Here is a 16,942-nt window from a genome sequence, read left to right as displayed (position 1 = left end):
CGCAGCGCGCCGGTGCGCGCTGCCGCCACACAGGATCGACGATGACCGCTTCTCCGTACTGGATCGCCCACAAGGGCCAGCCCCTGCAGGGCAGCCTGACCATTCCCGGCGACAAGTCCGTGTCCCATCGCGCGGTGATGTTCGCCGCGCTGGCCGACGGCGTTTCGCGCATCGACGGTTTCCTGGAAGGCGAAGACACCCGCGCCACCGCCGCGATCTTCGCGCAGATGGGCGTGCGCATCGAAACCCCGTCGCCGTCGCAGCGCATCGTGCACGGTGTTGGTGTGGATGGCCTGCAGGCCCCCACCGCGCCGCTGGACTGTGGCAATGCCGGCACCGGCATGCGCCTGCTCGCCGGCGTGCTCGCCGCGCAACCTTTCGACTCGGTGATGGTCGGCGATGCATCGCTGTCGCGCCGCCCGATGCGCCGTGTCACCGGCCCGCTGGCGCAGATGGGCGCGCAGATCGCGACCGAGGCCGACGGGACGCCGCCACTGCGCGTGCAGGGTGGCCAGACACTGCACGGCATCGACTTCGCCTCACCGGTGGCCAGTGCCCAGGTCAAATCCGCCGTGCTGCTGGCCGGCCTGTATGCGCAGGGCGACACCTCCGTGAGCGAGCCGCACCCGACCCGCGACTACACCGAGCGCATGCTGCGCGCGTTCGGCGTGGACATCGCGTTCTCGCCGGGGCAGGCCCGCCTGCGCGGCGGCCAGCGCCTGCGCGCGACCGACATCGCCGTGCCTGCCGACTTCTCTTCGGCCGCCTTCTTCCTGGTCGCCGCCAGCATCATCCCGGGCTCCGAGCTGCGGCTGCGTGCGGTCGGCCTCAACCCGCGCCGCACCGGCCTGCTCGCCGCGCTGCGACTGATGGGTGCGGACATCGTCGAAGAGAACCACGCCGAGCATGGCGGGGAGGCCGTGGCCGATCTGGTGGTGCGCCACGCCGTGCTGCACGGTGCGGAGATTCCCGAAGCGCTGGTGCCGGACATGATCGATGAGTTCCCGGCGCTGTTCGTCGCCGCCGCCGCCGCGCAGGGCAACACCGTGGTGCGCGGCGCCGCCGAGCTGCGGGTGAAGGAATCCGACCGCCTCGCCGCGATGGCCACCGGCCTGCGCACGCTGGGCGTGCAGGTGGACGAAACCGAGGACGGCGCCACCATCCACGGCGGTGCCACGCTGGGCAGTGGCACCATCGAAAGCCACGGCGACCACCGCATCGCGATGGCCTTCGCCATCGCCGGCCAGCTCAGCAGTGGCGACGTGCGCGTCAACGACATCGCCAACGTCGCCACGTCCTTCCCGGACTTCGACGGACTGGCCACCGGCGCCGGCTTCAGGCTTCGGCAGGGCTGATCCGGCGACGCAGGCGCGGCTGTTCTTGCCCCACGAAAAAGGGAGGCCAATGGCCTCCCTTTTCGTTGCACACCACCGGGTGCATCAGCGCTCGGTGCGGAAATCCACCGGCACGCGGACCACGCTGGCCACGGCACGGCCGTTGTGCATGGCCGGCTCGAACTTCCAGTCGCGCACGGTCCCCAGCACCGCACGGTCCAGATCGCGATCACGGGTGCCGCTGCGCTGCACGATATTGGCGTCGGTCACCTGGCCGCGCGTATCCACGTTGAGGCTGGCCACCACGCTGCCTTCCACGCCGCTGCGCAGGGCGGTACGCGGATACACCGGCTTGGCGTTGCTTGCCAGCGGGCGGGCATCACGGTTGCGCACCGCTGCGGCCGGCTTGCGCTGCTGCGTGGCGTTGGCCGGGGCGGCCTGGCGCTGGGCCGGCGGCGTGGTCGCGACCGGTGTCTCGGTGGCGGGCAACATGCGCTCGCCGATCGGCGGCGCCGCAGTCTCGCCCGGCGCGGCGTAGCGCAGCCAGACCAGTGCAGCGGCGAACATCGCCACGATCAAGGCCATCCACAGCCACGGCGACGTACGCCGGCGGCCGGGTTCATCGATGACGTCGCGCTGCTGCTGCGGCGAAGCATGCATTTCCGGATGGGTAACGCTCATATCGGGCTCCTGAGTGTCGTTGCGACACCCGCAGTCTTGCCCGTGCCCGGTTGCGGATGTGTCACCGCAACGTCAACGCGGCGACTGCATTGCCGACGGGGTTCAGCTTGCTGAGCCGTTATGCAACCGGGGCCGCGTCATTCCGGTTTGAAGTCGAACGGCACTTCGATGCTGCCCGGCACCGGCTGGCCGTTGCTCTGCGCGGGCTGGAAGCGCCAGCGGCGCACGGCATCGGTGGCGGCGCGATCAAGATCGCGTGAACCGCTGCGCTGGATGATGGTGACATCCACCGGCGCGCCGGTCGCATCCACGTCAACGCGCACCACCACGCTGCCGCTCTCACCACGGCGCAGCGCACCCGGCGGATAGCTCGGCGGCGGCGACTGATCGGCGATGGGCATCGGGCGGTCGCCGGCCGCCATCGCCACGGGGGCGGCGTCCGGGGCCGGGGCCACTGGTGCGGCAGGCGGCGGCGGGGGCGGTGCGGTTTCCACCAGCTGCGGCACATCTTCGCCCGCCGGCGGCGCCTTGGCGTCGGGCATGTCGCTGGAGCCGGCCGCCGCGGGCAGGGGTTCGGGCAGCGGCTCCACGTCGGCTACCTGCTGCGGCGTCTGCGCGGGGCCGGCCTTGTAGAAGTCGTCGTTGCGACTGCTCAGCCACACCACCAGGAACAACAGCAGGCCGACGCCAAAGGCGATGCCGGCGATCATCAGGCTGCGGCGGGGCAGGTGGAAGGTGATGTTCTTGCCAGACGAAGAGCGGGAAGCGGACATGAGCCATACCGTTGTGAACCCCCCGATTCTGCCACGGACCCGCTGACTGGCGCGTGTCATGGGCGCGTGGGGCGGCAGAAATCCGCATAACAGGCGATAATCTCCCTCCAGACCCGCAGACCTTTCCCACGCCATGCTCGATCCAGCCCTGCTCCGCCAACAGCCCGCCGACCTTGCCGAACGCCTGCGCACCTCGCGCGGTTTCGAGCTGGATGTCTCCGCGCTGGAGTCGCTGGAAGCCGATCGCAAGCGCATCCAGGTGCGCACCCAGGAGCTGCAGAGCCTGCGCAACAGCCGCTCCAAGGCCATCGGCCAGGCCAAGGCCAAGGGCGAAGACGTCTCGGCGATCATGGCCGAAGTGGCCGCCTTCGCCGATGAGCTGAAGGCGTCCGAAGTGGCCCTGGACGAGCTGCGCGAGAAGATCGAAGCGATCGCGCTGGGCCTGCCCAACCTGCCTGCCGACGATGTGCCGGCCGGCAAGGACGAATCGGAGAACGTCGAGCAGAAGCGCTGGGGCACCCCGCGCAGCTTCGATTTCCCGGTGCTGGACCATGTCGAGCTCGGCGCCCGCAACCAGGGCCTGGACGCGGAAACCGCCGCCAAGCTGTCCGGCGCGCGTTTCACCGTGCTGCGCGGGCCGCTGGCGCGCCTGCATCGCGCCCTCGGCCAGTTCATGATCGACCTGCACACCGGCCCGCATGGCTATGAAGAGACCAACGTGCCGCTGCTGGTGAACGCCGATTCGCTGCGCGGCACCGGCCAGCTGCCGAAGTTCGAGGACGACCTGTTCAAGACCGCCGTGGGCGAGTCGACCCGTTACCTGATCCCGACCTCGGAAGTGCCGCTGACCAACATCGTCCGCGACGAAATCGTCGATGCCGACCGGTTGCCGCTGCGCATGACCGCCCAGTCGATGTGCTTCCGCGCCGAAGCCGGCAGCGGCGGCCGCGACGTGCGCGGCATGATCCGCCAGCACCAGTTCGAGAAGGTCGAGCTGGTTGCCGCGTGCCGCCCCGAGCAGAGCGAGGACGAGCACCAGCGCATGACCCGCTGTGCCGAAGTGGTGCTGGAGACGCTGGGCCTGCCGTACCGCAAGGTGCTGCTGTGCACCGGCGACATGGGCTTCTCGGCGGTGAAGACCTACGACCTGGAAGTGTGGCTGCCTTCGCAGGACACCTACCGCGAGATTTCGTCCTGCTCCAACTGCGGCGACTTCCAGGCCCGCCGCATGCAGGCCCGCTGGCGCAACCCGGAGACCGGCAAGCCCGAGCTGCTGCACACCCTCAATGGCTCGGGCGTGGCCATCGGCCGCGCGATGATCGCGGTGATGGAGAACTACCAGAACGCGGACGGCAGCATCACCGTCCCCGACGCGCTCAAGCCGTACATGGGCGGCATCGAGACCATCGGCTGATCCACGAAAAACCCGCCAACCGGCGGGTTTTTTCGTTATGGGCCTTCGCGCAACACCCGCAACGGCACCCATCCCGAGCCGCGACCATCGGCCGCCTCGCTCCACACCCAGCCATTCATGATGCGGTCTCCGTCCAGCACCTGGCCGACATCCACATCCAGCTCGCGCGCGCAGTAATCCTCGCGCGCGAACGCCCGCTGATGCGCATCGCGCCCGATCACCTGCAGCCCGGAATCACCCGTAGAGCCGGGTTCTACCCGGCTGCTCTACCATCGCGCGCCCCCCAAAAAAAACCAAAAAAAAAGATGGCCCCAACAGGGGCCATCAGACGCAGCAACCGGCAGGGGAGAGAGAACCGGTTGCCGCGCACCACACCGTCACGACGAGGGGGAGGGGACGGGATGGGTCGAACGACTCAGGCCGCGGCGAGCGCCTGCGGCTGCGGCAGCGCGGCCAGCGCACCGGCGATCGCATCGGTGCGGTGCTGCGGCGAGTAGGCGATGCCTTCGGCGCGCACGAACTCCACGTTGTCGATGCCGAAGAACGCGAACACCTGGCGCAGGTACGGGTCCTGGAAGTCGGTCGGCGCGCCGGTGTGCAGCCCACCGCGGCTGCTGGCCACGATCACCCGCTTGCCACCGGCCAGGCCCACCGGGCCGTTCTCGGTGTACTTGAAGGTGCGGCCGGCCACGGCCAGGCGGTCGATCCACGCCTTGAGGGTGGAGGCCACGCTGAAGTTGTACATTGGGGAGCCGATGACCACCACGTCAGCGGCCAGGAACTGTTCCAGCACCTGTTCGGCATCGGCCGCTTCGGCCGCGTCGGTTTTGGCCAGCGAGCTGCTGCGCAGGTGGGCAACCGGCTGGGCGTCGAGGTCGCGGTAGCTGACCTCCAGATCCGGCACCTGGTCGCGCCACTGCTGGACCACGGCGGCCGACAGCTGGCGGGAGACGGAGTTGTCGCCAAGGACGCTGGCGTCGATGTGAAGAAGCTTCATGGCATGTACCTTGTTCTGGGGAGAGGCGGTAGACGCCGCCGACGGAGAACACGATAGGTTGTTGCTAGTTTGGGATAAAGGTGGTTGAATGCCACGTATTGTTCTAAATCTGGAACTTCGGAATGCACGACCTCAACGATCTCTACTACTTCGCGATGGTGGTGGACCACGGGGGCTTTGCCGCGGCCGAACGCGCGCTGGGCATCCCCAAATCCCGCCTGAGCCGCCGTATCAGCCAGCTGGAAACCGACCTGGGCGTCCGCCTGCTGCAGCGCTCCACGCGCCGGTTTGCGGTCACCGACGTCGGCACCAGCGTCCATCGCCATGCCCAGACCATGCTTGCCGAGGCCCAGGCTGCCCGTGAGGTGGTGGACCGCCTCAGCGCCGAGCCGCGCGGCGTCGTGCGCGCCAGCGTGCCGGTGTCGCTGGCGCAGATGCAGCTGCCCAAGCTGCTGCCGAAGTTCCTGGCGCAGTACCCGAAAGTGCGGCTGCAGCTGAACATCAGCAACCGCCGCGTGGACATCATCAACGAAGGCTACGACGTCGCCCTGCGCGTGCGTTCGCGCCTGGATGACGACGGCAGCCTGGTCATGCGCAGCTTCGGCCAGGTGCAGGAACTGCTGGTCGCCAGCCCCAAGTACCTCGACCGCGCAGGGCGCCCCAAGGACCCGGACGAACTGGCCAACCACGTCACCCTGAGCATCAGCGAAGACGAAGCCCGCCAGCGCTGGGAGCTGCACGGCCCGGAAGGTGCGGTGCGCCGCGTGGACCTGCAGCCGCGCGTGGCCGGCTTCGATTTCCCGCTGCTGCAGAGCATGGTCAAGGACGGCTTCGGCATCACCATGCTGCCGGAAACCGTGTGCGCCGAAGCCGTGCGCAATGGCGAGCTGGAGGTGGTGCTGCCGGACTGGTCGCTGCCGCAGGGCATCTGCCACGCCGTGTTCGCCTCCCGCCGCGGCCTGCTGCCGGCGGTGCGCGTGTTCATCGACTTCCTCGCCGAGCACCTGCCGCCCCAGCTCGAAGCCTCGCGCCTGGACTGCGGCGGCGCCTGCGAGCGCGCCAAGGAAAAGATCAAGGCCAGCGCGCTGGGTGCGCTGGCGGTGGACGCGGGCTGAGCCGCATCACGGGCGGCCTTGGGAAAACCCGGCCGCCCATGCGAGAATACGCGCCCGGCGCAAGGCCGGCGCGCGACATACGGAGAGATGGCCGAGCGGTTTAAGGCACCGGTCTTGAAAACCGGCGAAGGGTCAAACCTTCCGTGGGTTCGAATCCCACTCTCTCCGCCAATCGTCGCAAAATGTTGATTCAATTGCTATTTGTGCGATTTGATTGATTGCCAGATGGGGCGCAAATCGGGATACATCTCCCGGTGCGCATCAAGCGACCCGAATGCCGGGTTTGAGCAGATGGGCCGGCCCTTGTCGCAGAAATCAAAGGCCAATGACAATCTCGCCAATAAAAAAACCGCCGTTTGGCGGTTTTTTGATTCAGGCGCCTGAAACCCGGGCGCGTCCTACGCTCTCAACGTGGTTTCGAACACGCGGGAGAGCTTCTGAGATGCGTCCGGCGACAAGGATCAACGCGGGGTCACTGTCATACATCTTGACCCAGAGACGCTCGCGAATGCACAGATCGAGCACGCGCAACTGTTTCTGCCACTCGTCGTGCCGCGGAATACCCAGACCTCTCAACATCGTGACGCTGCCGAAGAGAGATGAGCCCATTTCTTCCCAAAGATCTGCTGACTCGGCCTCACCAAACGCACCTTGCACGCCCGCGTAGACCGTCATCCATCGGGCGAATTGTTCCGCAAGATTGAGGTCCTTGCTGTATCGATAGTAGCCATAAGCCTTGGACAAGATCCAGATTCCAACCGTGCACAAAGCCACGGTCCCAATCAATTCAAGCATCCTTGCAGCATCCGTGGAAAATTGTGGGGGCACTATACATCAGGCCAATTTCAGCCTCAGATGTCAGCGTCTGACGACCACTGCGCGCGCAGAGTGCAGTCAAGTTGCTGACAACCAGCTGATTCGCCTTTTGATGGAAAGACCCGTCGAAGGAGATCGCGATGTAGAACATTCCCCATCCCTTTCTGCCTGCAGCCTTGCTGTTGAGTTTCGTCACCATGCGTGTGCTTTGGCCGAGCTACAGGGACTCCAACATACGTCTCACTGCATTCATGGCGTCGGCCGCCGCAGCACTCACTCTCTGCTTGACACGCCTCAGCAGGCTCCTGATCGCAGAGCGTGCGGGGACCAAGAGATGACGTCTCGCGGCGTAGTGGGCTTGGTAACGGCTGCTGTCAGCAGCCAGGCCTGACGGGCGAAATCAACGCGCGTTCGGCCACGGTCCAGCATCCGCGATCGCGCCGTTGCCCCGAAACACCTGGCACGACGCGAGCACCCAAGGCGAAACGGACCCTGCAACTGAGAGTCGAATCAACCCGCGCGGCCTTTCGGGGACGCCGCAGCCGCGCTCGTCTCCACAACAAAGCGCGCGCCCCCGTCGTGCGCGGCTTCATAGCGAAGGCGCCACCCGTGCGACGTGCAGATCTCCATGCAGATTGCCAGGCCCAGCCCTGCGCCGGTAATGTCCTTCGGATTGGCGCGCCAGAAGCGCTTGAACAGCAGTGGCTGGTGAGCGGGTGCCACGCCGGGACCATCGTCCTGTACGCAGAAGCCGCCGGGGAACACGTCAATGCGCACCTGGCCGCCTGCGGGCGCATGATGGATGGCGTTCTCAACCAGGTTCTTGGCCAGCACGAACACCGCCGACGCATCTGCCAGCAGAGGCACGTTGCCGACCTGATCGTGCACGTCGACGCGCACTGCGCGTTGCCCGGATACGCGGATGAGGTAGTCGACCGCGTCCTGGATGATCTGTGCAAGGCGAACCGGCTCGAAGCTGTAGTTGTGCGCCTCGCTCACCTCCGCAAGGTGCAGCAGCTGATGAATCTGCCGCGCCATGTGCCTGGCGTCCTGCAGCAGCACGTCCCTGTTGGTTGCGCCACTCAGTTCAATCTCCGCTGTCAACAGCGACAACGGCGTCTTCAGTTCGTGTGCCGCCGATGCCAGGAATTCCTGTTGCACGCGGAAGCCGTTCTCCAGGCGGGCCAGCGCGGCGTTGAAGGCGTCGATCAACGGAATCACTTCCGTGGGCAGGTTCTCCGTGCGAAGTCGCGTGCCGAGGTTCCGTGGACCCACCTGCGCGGCCACTGCCGAGGCCTCGCGCAGCGGGCGGATCATGCGTCGGATGGTCCAGTACACCGCGATGGTGAAGGTGAGCAGCGCCAATACCAGCGTTACCACGGCCGCCCGCAGGTAGAGCCTGCCGGCATATTCGCTGAGCGTTTCCACCAGTCGTTCGCTGCGCGCCACGCGCGCGGTGTACTGCTGGCCGCGGTGGTTCACGGGCGCTTCCATGACGTAAAGGCGCGTGGCAATGCCATTGCTCGTCACGGTCATGCCGTCCACGCCGGACGGCAGCGCCTTGAGTGCATCCAGCGCGGGACCGGGCGAGCTTTGCAGCACCGTGTTGCCCGCAGCATCGGCGAGGACGTAGGCCGAGTCCTTGGTCATTGCATCGTAGGTGGCGTTCTGTGGCTTCAGCACCACCTCCAGGTTTCCTGCTGCATCGGTGCGCAGGCCTTCGGTGAGGTGCTCAAGTTCTTCCTGCACTTCGGCGCGAAGCAGACGGTCGGGCTGCCGGGCGGAGGTCATGGCCAGCATCACCAGGCCGGCGGCGATGGCCGTGACCAGCATCGCCAGCATGGTGCCGGTCATAAGGCGGCCGGCAAGGCTACGCAGCGGCATCGGGACGTAGCAGGGAGAAGCCCAGATTGCGGACATTGACAATGGTCAGCGGAGCATCGATCGCGCCCAGTTTCTTCCGCAGCCGGTGCAATGCCACGTCCAGGGCATTGGGCGTAACCGCCTCTGACACGCCCCAGGCCGCCGCCTCCAGTGCGGATCGCCGCACGATCTGGCCGGCGGACCGCACCAGCAGGATGATGAGCTGCAGCTCTGCGGGCGCCAGGCTGACCTGTTCGGCCTGGTGCCGCATGCAGCCCCGCTCCGGCAGAACCTGCAGGTCATGGTAGGCAAGCTGGGGCTCACGGTACGCCACGGGACGGCGCATCAGGGCCCGCACGCGCGCGGTGAGCTCCTCGATGGCGAACGGCTTGGGCAGGTAGTCGTCGGCCCCTGCGTCAAGACCCGCCACGCGATCATGCAGCGCATCCTTGGCGGTGAGCATCAGGCACGGCAGCTGGTTGTCGGCGGCGCGCAACCGCCTGATCAGCGTCAGGCCATCGCCGTCAGGCAGGCCGCGATCCACGATCGCCAGCGCGTAGGGCAGGCGAAGCAGGCCGTGCCACGCTGCCTCGAGGGTTGCAAAGGTATCCACGGCGATCCCGGCTGCACCCAGGCCCCGCTCGACCAGCGTGGCCAGGCGAGGGTGGTCCTCCACCAGGGCGATTCGATTGGAAACGGCCGGATTGGGCAAGGACGGGGCCATGAGTGCGCAGCGTCAAGTATGGATGATCAGAAGCGCCGCGAAATGCCCAGGCGCACTCCGGCCGACCCGTTCGTGTCTGGCTCGAGGAGCGGGCTGTTGGTCAGTTCGCTGGGCAGGAACTTGTAGTCGACGCCGCCGAGCACGCGCCATTTCGCGCCCACGGGGCGGGAGAAGCCGATGCTCACCTGCGGTACCACCGCCGAGCCGGGCTGATAGCGCGGGGCGCCCCGACGGACTTCTTCATCCAGGGTGCCGTAGTAGTAGTTGGCCAGGTCGCTGGACATCCAATGAACCCCCGCGCCAGGCACCACGGTGGTGCGGCCCCACTGCAGTGCATAAGCGTAATCCACGGCAAACCCATACCCGCCGCTGGCGTTGGTGATGTCGGCAAGGGCGGTGACCTTCAGTTCACCGGCGTCTCCGCGCCAGCTGGCGGCCAGCCCGGCATCCAGCGCGTCGTCCCGGTCTTCCAGGGTGCTGGCATCCAGGCCATTGCGGGCGAGGCCCGCCCGGGACAGATCGCGGATATCAAACCCATCGAAGCGACCTGCCAGCACCGCGTCCAGCGAGAAGGCGTTGCGCTGTACAAGGTGGACGCCGCCGGAAATGCCGCGCCAGAAGAAACGGTCGCCGTCGTAGGTGACCAGTGGCAGCGGGCGGACACGCGTGCCTTCGCCCACGTAGGGGCTGTCGCGGATGGCGACGGCCACGCCCACTGACCAGCGGTCATTCTTGGCATCGGCGAGCAGGTCGGCGCTGCTGGACATGCCCTGGGCCAGGGCAGTGGTGGGAACAAGCAGCGAAAGGGCGAACACAGACTTGAGCATGCGCGGAGTGTCGTGGGGAGGCGCGCTGAGCTTTGGCTGGCTGGACTTACACGGAACTTACTGCCGGGCCGGTCACCGGCGTTGGTTCAGCCAATGGGCGCGAGGCGGTTCAAGGCACCGCCGTTGAAAACCGGCGAAGGGTCTGAGAAGCACCACTTTCCACCTCCAGCCACCGATGAAACGCATCTGTCGCCTCTTCTTTCCGGCCCGCTGCCGGACGGATCGTCCAGAACGCATATGCATTCGGCAGCTGCGCCTGGAATGGCCGGATCAACCGTCCCTGGCGCAGGTCGTCTTCCACCAGGGGCCCGACGCCCAATGCCACCCCGTGCCCGTGGATGGCCGCTTCCTGGGCGAGGTAGATACTGGGATAGACAGGGCCGACGTCCGCCCGCTCGGTTGATACGCCGGCGAATGCCAGCCAGGCGGCCCAGTCGGGTACGCCCGGCCGGCCCTCAGCGCTCTGGTCGTGGATCAGGGTGACGTGCGCGAGGTCGGCTGGGGAGGCCAGCGGTCGGCCGTCCATCCGTACCGTGCCCGGCGCGCAGACGGGGAACACCGGCGCGTCCATCAGCGGATCGGCGTCACCGCCGGAACCTGTTCCAGGGCCGTAACGCACTGCGATATCGACACCGTCGCGGCCGACATCCGCCAGCTGGTCGGAGGTGACAATCCGCACCTGGATGTCGGGGTGGCGGGCATGAAAGCGGTGCAGCCGCGGGGCCAGCCATTTGGCGGCAAAGGACTCCAGCGTGCTGACGCGCAGCTCGGCGGTGGCTGCAGATGAGGCGCGGTCCAGAGCGAGGTCCAGCATCCCGAAGATCCCGCTCAGCGAGGCCGCGAGGGCCGCGCCCTCCGGGGTGAGCGTCACGGTCCGATGGCCGCGTTCGAACAATGTGGTGCCCAGATGGTCTTCCAGTCGCTTGACCTGGTGACTGACGGCCGCCGGCGTGACGAACAGCTGGGCCGCCGCCTTCTGGAAGCTAAGACAGCGTGCAGCGGTTTCGAACGCGCGCAAGGCGTTGAGAGGAGGGGCGTGACGCGGTTTCATCCAGGGCTCCAACCACCACCGATGACCGATCATATCAGGTTAGGTTTTCTAACTTGACGGTCAAATCATGTCGTTTGTCAGCCTCGGAGCCGCTGGCAATCATGGCGGCCTCCACCTTGAAGGGAAGCCACCGTGCATCTGACACCACTGGGTCCGGACGTCTCGCTCTGCGTCGGCGACGATCATGCGTCCGTCGCGACCGTGTTCTTCGACGGCGACGCGGTGCTGCTGGTCGACGCCCTCGCAAGCGCCGACGATGCCGGCCGGTTGCGCGATCTGCTGTGCCGGCAGATGGGGAAGACCGTACGCATGATGGTCTTCACCCATTTCATGAGCGATCACATCGCCGGGCTCACCGTGTTTCCCGAGGCGATGACGGTGGCGCATCGCAACTATCGCCACACGTTCCTGTCGCAGAACCGCCGCGTGGATGCCTTCTACCGTGAGCCGCAGGTGGTGTTCGACAGCGCGATGCGCATCCGCTGGGGTCGCCATGAGCTTCGCCTGCTGCATAATCCCGGCAAAACCCTGGACCACCTCAGCGTGGATGTCCCCACTGCCGACCTGGTCTGCGTCGGCGACAACATCGTGGGCAACATCGTCTATCTCTCCAAGGCGGACCCGGCTCAGATCCGGACGGCGATTGGCCGGGCCAGGCAGTTCGGGCGCGGCACCGTGGTCGGGGGACATATCGGCGCGTTCAACGCGACGGTGCTCGATAATGCGCTGCACTATCTGGAGCACCTGCGGCGCACGGTGGTAACCCTGCGCGCGCAGGCAGACGCGGGGCCGCTGGGAGAGAGGATTGCGGCCATCGCGGTGGACACCTGCCTGGCGCCCGGCGTCGAGCCGACCGACTTCGAGAGGATCTGGCACCAGCGCAACCTGGAGGCGATCGACGCCCAAGGCATTTTCGAACTGGATACCTATCTGGCACGTCCGGCGGAGGTCGCATGAGCACGCCTGCATCGGGCGGTGTCTGGGTGGGGCGACGGGCCTTCCTGTCCGGCTGTGCGGCCGGAGCGACGGCGCTGCTGCTGCCCGCATCGTTCGCTGCCGCGCAGGTGCCGACACAGGGCGGCCTGCGCATCCAGCGGCTGGCCTGGGCAGGCATCCGTCTGCAGTTGCCCGGCTCGACCTTGTTCATCGACCCGCTGACCAATGTGGCCGAGTGGGGCAGGGCCCTGCCGGACGCGCTGATCCCGGTAGCCGACCCGGTGGGCGAGACCACCGTGCTGCTGACCCACGTCCATTCGGATCATTTCGATGCGGGCGCCGTGGCGCAGGCGCTGCATGCGGGGGGCAGCGTGATCCATCCCGCCGGCACGCATCCGCTCCCGATCCCCCCGAAAGCACGGGCGCGGCCTGCAACGCTGTGGGAGCCGCAGTTGCTGGGCGACTTCACCGCCACCGCGGTGCCTGCGTCGGATGGCTACGGCGACCCGCAGGTGTCGTGGGTGGTGTCGGCAGGCGGGCGTCGGATCTTCCACGGCGGCGACACGATGTGGCACGGGCACTGGTGGAAGATCGCGCGACAGTTGGGTCCCTTCGACATGGCCTTTCTGCCGATCAACGGTGCCCGGTTCGGCTGGCGTAAACCGGTCAGCGGACAGCCGGGGGTGCTCACCCCCGAACAGGCCATCGCTGCCGCCACCATCCTTGGCGCGCGGTCCATCGTGCCCATCCACTACGGCATCTCGGGCATTGCGGAGTACCAGGAAGTGGAAGCGCCCGTACGCGCACTGGCGGCGCGGGCCAGGGGGATGGCCCTGGATGTCCAGCCGGTGCAGCCGGGATCGTGGGTGGTGTGGCGATGACAGGCACTCACGTCAAGGACCTCGCGCCTGCCATCATCATTTCGCTGCTGCGGGCCTGCCCGTTGCTGGCCGGCGCAGCCGACGGCGTGCCCACGTCGCGGCCCTCGCTGGAGGCATTGCAGCGCATCATCGTGTCGCGAACGCCGGAGACGACGATCGCCGTCCCTGACACCGATCGGATCACCGCACGACGCATCGATATCGTCGACGACAACGGCGTGATCCGCATGACGCTTTCCGGCCGCACCCCTGCGCCGATCATCGATGGCATCCAGTACCGCCGTGCCTTCAACGTTGCCGGCATGGTGCTGTACGACGAAACGGGCAGCGAGCGGGGTGGCTTTGGGACGGCCGATGTTCCTGGCGGAATGGCCGTTCTTGCGCTGGACCATCCTGCGCTGGACGCCATCGGCTGGCGCGTGTCGCCGGACGGGGAGGTGGCGTTCTCGATCAATCAGGCGCCGCCGCTGCTCCGCGAGCCCGCGCTGGACAACCGTCTGGTGCCGGGCATCGCGGCACCCACGCGCATCAAGATGGTGGTTGCGCCGGACGGCACGCCGGCGATCGCGCTGCATGACACCGCCGATACGCCCCGCCTGCGGTTGACGGTCACTGCAGAGGGCTACGGCGCGATCGAGTTTCTCAGGGCGGACGGGACCGTCATCCATACCCTGGCGCCAGAGGCGGCCGCAGCGGTGGACGTCCAGCGCGGGGAGTAAGCGGCAGGTTGTGCCAGGCGGCTGCATAAGGTGCCGCCAGCAACAGGGGCATTCCAACGTAGAATCCTCCTGCCCGTAAGGACGACGTGTTGCGGGAGGGGCACTCATGCACGACTGTGGCCGTATCAGGCCCTGCAGACATGCGTGCGTTGAAGGGCTAAAAGGAAGCATTGCGCTGCAATGCGATGTGGATGATCGACGCGTACACGACCGTTGATCATCAGTACGACAGGGGGTTTCATGCGGTCCATGCGGAATGTGGTGGTTGTGTCCGTTGCCATGCTCGCCATCGGGTGTGCGCAGAAGAAGGGGCTTGAGGAGAATCCCGGCCTGGCCGAGATCGAACAGCACCTGCCGGCGTACCTGGAGGCGTATCCCAACGCCAACGACGGTGCCAGCAAGACGTGCCTGGAGATGAAGATCCACTTCGTCAGCGCGACCACCTCGGGGGCGTTGGATGCATCGGCGGGCCGACGTGATCTCGCCAGGGAAACCGGGCCGCTGAAGGCGGGTGAGGCAGTGTACTTCGAGGGCGTCGCCACCCGGTTTGGCCGCACGGTCCAGGTCAACGGCGACAGCCTGTCCGTGGGCACGCTCAACGTGGGTGCATCGGCCTACGAGGTGTGGTCGCCGAACAGCAGCGCCGTCATCAACCGACGCATCGCCGAGGGCCAGCTGGTGACCGGCGGCAAGGACTCCCCCATGTTCGGCACGCGCGGTGTGCCGGTATGCGGCTTCGGTATCTCCACCGTGGGTGGCAGGCTCAATCACATTCTTCTGGCGGACATGATCGAATCCGGCGCGCCGCTGGCGCCTGAGGCGCCCGCCAGCGGCATCGCCGCCAGTGCGGCCGCAGACGTGCCCGAGGTGGCCAGCGAGCCGCCGCAGGAGGCGCCGGTAGCGGCCGGCGGCAAGTGCGAGGTGATTGCCAAGGGGGAGGAAGAGGCGCGTTCCAACTGCAAGTCGGGCAACTTCAATGCCTGCCGCGATATCGCCGGCTGGGTGGCCAACAAGGTCATGGAAGGGTGTGCCGTCACCAGCAGAACGCCGGCAGAAGTCCTTCACGAGGAATGCCTGTCGCTCGCCAAGTCGTCGTTGCTGGCCAACGACTACTGCATGGGCGGCAAGGGCGACCAGAGCGCGTGCGAATTCCTCGGCAAGGCGGCGAAAGAAGCGGCGCAGAAGGGCTGTCCGTCTGACGTGGTCGCCGAAGCCCGCGCGCAGATGCGGCGGGACAGGGGCGAGCCTGCCCAGGCGTCGTCATCGTCATCGTCAGCGGCGGCCCGTCCGTCCGGCGAGCCCGCGTCCGATTCCGCCCGGTCCCGTACCGAAGCCACGGTGGATGCGACGTCCAAAAGCATGAATCCGCCGCGCTACCCGCCGGCGGCATTCCGCGCCGGCATAGAAGGCCAAGTGACGCTGATCGTGGATGTATCCGCCGACGGCACGGTCACCAACGTGTCCATCTCAAAGACGTCAGCCAACCGCGATCTGGACAGGGCGGCAATGGAGGCCGCCCGGACCTGGCGGTTCAATCCGGCGCAGGAGAACGGGGAAGGCGTGGCGGGGCGGGTGAGCGTGCCGGTCACGTTCGCGCTCAACTAGTGCGTCGAGGGCGGGCTGCCGACACCGGTAGCCCGCTCGGCAGTGTGGGCTCTCAACGACAAGGAGAAAGCGCATGGCCGTAATGCAGATTCAATACAACGAAGATGGACATGGATATACGACATTTGTCGTGGCCCGCTTGGCAGGTTGGTGCGTCAGTTCTGCGCTTGAACTGGCATGGGGATCGCAGTTGCCGGATGAATTCGACGACCTGAAAGCAACGCGTAATGCAATTAAGTGGCTCAATGGCGGCCGCCCGCGGCAGATAATGAAAGTGCTTCACTCGTTGCACGGATCGGACGTGGCAAAGCGAAGGACTCGTTTGGCCAGGTGCGTTGCTGACATGCTCACGGCTGGCACTGAGCACTGGAAGATCGGCGTGGTGATTCACGCGTTTGCAGATAGCTTTGCTCACACAAAGATTGTCCACTCCGAAGAGGTCGCGTACGACGCTCCGATCGGCCATCTGCTTGATGGTCACAAGCCAGATCACGTGCCGTTGTTTCCCGCAAAATTCATCGACTATGTCAATGCGCTCTACACATGTTTGGAGCCTGGCGGCCAAGAGAAAAAGAAAGGCATAGGGCGGGTAGTCGAGATCGCGCATCTCTTTGATTTCGATGAAAGAATCAAGAGGATTGCGAGCGATTTGGACTATGATGCTAAAGCTATGAGCGTTGTCCAAGATCGATTGAAAGGGCGCGCGACCATTAAAAAGGTTTACGACCTTCTGGATGATCTTGAATCCAAACTCGTATAGCCGGCTCCGTCCCATCTCTGGGATTACCCATAGCGTTCGAGACGCTGGCGGCCCCCGATACGGATGCGCTAGATTTGGATGGCAGCCAGGACGGCGGCTTACAGGGAATGTCACATGAATCTCAACGGTATCTGGTTGGCCGGTGCCCTGCTCGCAGCTTCCAGCACTGCGTGGGCTGGTCAGGGCGAGGTCTGCTTGGCTGAAACCCAGACCACGCCGGCCGGCGTGATGAAGCCATTCGATGACGCCACGGTGTTCCGTTGCAAGGCAGCCGGCTCCGTCACCGTTTCCCAACTTTACGCAACAGGGTGGCGTGTCGTGTCAGTGTTCCCGCAGAGTTCTCTCGATCCGACCAAGCCCGGTGTGATGACGGTGCTGTGGACCTTGGTAATAGAGAAAGCCTGAGCTCGTCCGAGAGCTCCCACATCCTTGCATTACATTTGGAG

At 66.2% G+C, this 16,942-nt stretch carries 17 protein-coding genes, 1 tRNA gene and 1 pseudogene; 10 read left to right on the top strand and 9 right to left on the bottom strand.

Translation table 11 applies throughout. The annotated features are described in order from the left end of the window. Positions 1-41 precede the first annotated feature (41 nt). Positions 42-1,355 (top strand): 3-phosphoshikimate 1-carboxyvinyltransferase, encoded by a 1,314-nt coding sequence (gene aroA / locus ACLB90_RS01740; protein WP_411851337.1) that lies wholly within the window; start codon positions 42-44, stop codon positions 1,353-1,355. Positions 1,356-1,439: 84 nt separating this feature from the next. Here the strand turns inward: aroA and ACLB90_RS01735 are convergent, their stop codons facing one another. Further along, positions 1,440-2,015: an energy transducer TonB gene (locus ACLB90_RS01735; RefSeq protein WP_411851336.1), complete on the bottom strand. Its 576-nt coding sequence runs from the start codon at positions 2,013-2,015 to the stop codon at positions 1,440-1,442. 137 nt (positions 2,016-2,152) lie between these two features. Next, positions 2,153-2,788, bottom strand: coding sequence for a TonB family protein (locus tag ACLB90_RS01730; RefSeq protein ID WP_411851335.1), 636 nt, complete (start codon positions 2,786-2,788; stop codon positions 2,153-2,155). A 133-nt stretch (positions 2,789-2,921) separates the two neighbouring features. Here ACLB90_RS01730 and serS point away from each other — a divergent pair, with 133 nt between their 5' ends. Beyond that, positions 2,922-4,202 (top strand): serine--tRNA ligase, encoded by a 1,281-nt coding sequence (gene serS, locus ACLB90_RS01725; protein WP_411851334.1) that lies wholly within the window; start codon positions 2,922-2,924, stop codon positions 4,200-4,202. Positions 4,203-4,237: 35 nt separating this feature from the next. On the opposite strand, the gene ACLB90_RS01720 is transcribed toward serS, so the two are convergent. After that, positions 4,238-4,423 carry a hypothetical protein gene (locus ACLB90_RS01720; RefSeq protein ID WP_411851333.1) on the bottom strand — a complete coding sequence of 62 codons (186 nt, stop codon included), beginning with the start codon at positions 4,421-4,423 and terminating at the stop codon, positions 4,238-4,240. Between the two features lie 194 nt (positions 4,424-4,617). Next, entirely contained in the window at positions 4,618-5,199 is a 582-nt protein-coding gene (locus ACLB90_RS01715) for an FMN-dependent NADH-azoreductase (RefSeq protein WP_026071002.1), read from the bottom strand. A 122-nt stretch (positions 5,200-5,321) separates the two neighbouring features. Here ACLB90_RS01715 and ACLB90_RS01710 point away from each other — a divergent pair, with 122 nt between their 5' ends. Together ACLB90_RS01710 and ACLB90_RS01705 are read left to right on the top strand one after the other, a co-directional pair. Further along, positions 5,322-6,314 (top strand): LysR family transcriptional regulator, encoded by a 993-nt coding sequence (locus ACLB90_RS01710; protein WP_017357441.1) that lies wholly within the window; start codon positions 5,322-5,324, stop codon positions 6,312-6,314. Between the two features lie 81 nt (positions 6,315-6,395). Further along, positions 6,396-6,485: transfer RNA gene (locus ACLB90_RS01705), tRNA-Ser, on the top strand. A 201-nt stretch (positions 6,486-6,686) separates the two neighbouring features. Here the strand turns inward: ACLB90_RS01705 and ACLB90_RS01700 are convergent. The 5 genes from ACLB90_RS01700 to gcvA form a co-directional block, all read right to left on the bottom strand. Next, complete coding sequence (locus ACLB90_RS01700; RefSeq protein WP_411851332.1) at positions 6,687-7,109, bottom strand: hypothetical protein; 423 nt, start codon at positions 7,107-7,109, stop codon at positions 6,687-6,689. Positions 7,110-7,640: 531 nt separating this feature from the next. Continuing rightward, the gene (locus tag ACLB90_RS01695; RefSeq protein WP_411851331.1) at positions 7,641-8,972 is read right to left on the bottom strand and encodes a sensor histidine kinase; all 1,332 of its coding nucleotides are present in this window, start codon (positions 8,970-8,972) and stop codon (positions 7,641-7,643) included. A gap of 28 nt (positions 8,973-9,000) precedes the next feature. Then, a complete protein-coding gene (locus ACLB90_RS01690; protein WP_411851330.1) occupies positions 9,001-9,717 on the bottom strand; it encodes a response regulator transcription factor in 717 nt (238 codons plus the stop codon). A 26-nt stretch (positions 9,718-9,743) separates the two neighbouring features. Next, on the bottom strand, positions 9,744-10,544 hold the full coding sequence (locus ACLB90_RS01685) for a MipA/OmpV family protein (protein ID WP_411851329.1): 801 nt from the start codon (positions 10,542-10,544) through the stop codon (positions 9,744-9,746). 109 nt (positions 10,545-10,653) lie between these two features. Next, a complete protein-coding gene (gene gcvA, locus ACLB90_RS01680; RefSeq protein WP_411851328.1) occupies positions 10,654-11,595 on the bottom strand; it encodes a transcriptional regulator GcvA in 942 nt (313 codons plus the stop codon). Positions 11,596-11,727: 132 nt separating this feature from the next. Here gcvA and ACLB90_RS01675 point away from each other — a divergent pair, with 132 nt between their 5' ends. The 6 genes and pseudogenes from ACLB90_RS01675 (at position 11,728) to ACLB90_RS01650 (ending at position 16,901) form a co-directional block, all read left to right on the top strand. Then, positions 11,728-12,552, top strand: a complete 825-nt coding sequence (locus ACLB90_RS01675; RefSeq protein ID WP_411851327.1) for an MBL fold metallo-hydrolase — start codon at positions 11,728-11,730, stop codon at positions 12,550-12,552. Beyond that, a complete protein-coding gene (locus tag ACLB90_RS01670; protein ID WP_411851326.1) occupies positions 12,549-13,412 on the top strand; it encodes an MBL fold metallo-hydrolase in 864 nt (287 codons plus the stop codon). The genes ACLB90_RS01675 and ACLB90_RS01670 overlap by 4 nt, the downstream gene beginning before the upstream one ends. Beyond that, positions 13,409-14,131 carry a hypothetical protein gene (locus tag ACLB90_RS01665; protein ID WP_411852674.1) on the top strand — a complete coding sequence of 241 codons (723 nt, stop codon included), beginning with the start codon at positions 13,409-13,411 and terminating at the stop codon, positions 14,129-14,131. Before ACLB90_RS01670 ends, ACLB90_RS01665 begins: the two co-directional genes overlap by 4 nt. A 1,329-nt stretch (positions 14,132-15,460) precedes the next feature. After that, a pseudogene (locus tag ACLB90_RS01660) lies at positions 15,461-15,736 on the top strand (energy transducer TonB); the annotation flags it as partial. 73 nt (positions 15,737-15,809) lie between these two features. Next, positions 15,810-16,496, top strand: a complete 687-nt coding sequence (locus ACLB90_RS01655; RefSeq protein ID WP_411851325.1) for a hypothetical protein — start codon at positions 15,810-15,812, stop codon at positions 16,494-16,496. Between the two features lie 114 nt (positions 16,497-16,610). Next, positions 16,611-16,901: a hypothetical protein gene (locus tag ACLB90_RS01650; RefSeq protein ID WP_411851324.1), complete on the top strand. Its 291-nt coding sequence runs from the start codon at positions 16,611-16,613 to the stop codon at positions 16,899-16,901. The last annotated feature ends 41 nt before the right edge of the window (positions 16,902-16,942 follow it).

This window comes from Stenotrophomonas sp. LGBM10 (assembly GCF_046736075.1).
In the GTDB taxonomy this organism is placed as follows: Bacteria; Pseudomonadota; Gammaproteobacteria; order Xanthomonadales; family Xanthomonadaceae; genus Stenotrophomonas.
Note: the sequence above shows the minus strand (reverse complement) of the source record. Positions and strands in the feature narration are given on the sequence as shown.

What these genes read in the sequence shown, in the direction of transcription:
- aroA (WP_411851337.1), top strand. Translation starts at nt 42, where the DNA reads ATGACCGCTTCTCCGTACTGGATCGCCCACAAGGGCCAGCCCCTGCAG.
- ACLB90_RS01735 (WP_411851336.1), bottom strand. Translation starts at nt 2,015, where the DNA reads ATGAGCGTTACCCATCCGGAAATGCATGCTTCGCCGCAGCAGCAGCGC.
- ACLB90_RS01730 (WP_411851335.1), bottom strand. Translation starts at nt 2,788, where the DNA reads ATGTCCGCTTCCCGCTCTTCGTCTGGCAAGAACATCACCTTCCACCTG.
- serS (WP_411851334.1), top strand. Translation starts at nt 2,922, where the DNA reads ATGCTCGATCCAGCCCTGCTCCGCCAACAGCCCGCCGACCTTGCCGAA.
- ACLB90_RS01715 (WP_026071002.1), bottom strand. Translation starts at nt 5,199, where the DNA reads ATGAAGCTTCTTCACATCGACGCCAGCGTCCTTGGCGACAACTCCGTC.
- ACLB90_RS01710 (WP_017357441.1), top strand. Translation starts at nt 5,322, where the DNA reads ATGCACGACCTCAACGATCTCTACTACTTCGCGATGGTGGTGGACCAC.
- ACLB90_RS01700 (WP_411851332.1), bottom strand. Translation starts at nt 7,109, where the DNA reads ATGCTTGAATTGATTGGGACCGTGGCTTTGTGCACGGTTGGAATCTGG.
- ACLB90_RS01695 (WP_411851331.1), bottom strand. Translation starts at nt 8,972, where the DNA reads ATGCTGGCGATGCTGGTCACGGCCATCGCCGCCGGCCTGGTGATGCTG.
- ACLB90_RS01690 (WP_411851330.1), bottom strand. Translation starts at nt 9,717, where the DNA reads ATGGCCCCGTCCTTGCCCAATCCGGCCGTTTCCAATCGAATCGCCCTG.
- ACLB90_RS01685 (WP_411851329.1), bottom strand. Translation starts at nt 10,544, where the DNA reads ATGCTCAAGTCTGTGTTCGCCCTTTCGCTGCTTGTTCCCACCACTGCC.
- gcvA (WP_411851328.1), bottom strand. Translation starts at nt 11,595, where the DNA reads ATGAAACCGCGTCACGCCCCTCCTCTCAACGCCTTGCGCGCGTTCGAA.
- ACLB90_RS01670 (WP_411851326.1), top strand. Translation starts at nt 12,549, where the DNA reads ATGAGCACGCCTGCATCGGGCGGTGTCTGGGTGGGGCGACGGGCCTTC.
- ACLB90_RS01665 (WP_411852674.1), top strand. Translation starts at nt 13,409, where the DNA reads ATGACAGGCACTCACGTCAAGGACCTCGCGCCTGCCATCATCATTTCG.
- ACLB90_RS01655 (WP_411851325.1), top strand. Translation starts at nt 15,810, where the DNA reads ATGGCCGTAATGCAGATTCAATACAACGAAGATGGACATGGATATACG.
- ACLB90_RS01650 (WP_411851324.1), top strand. Translation starts at nt 16,611, where the DNA reads ATGAATCTCAACGGTATCTGGTTGGCCGGTGCCCTGCTCGCAGCTTCC.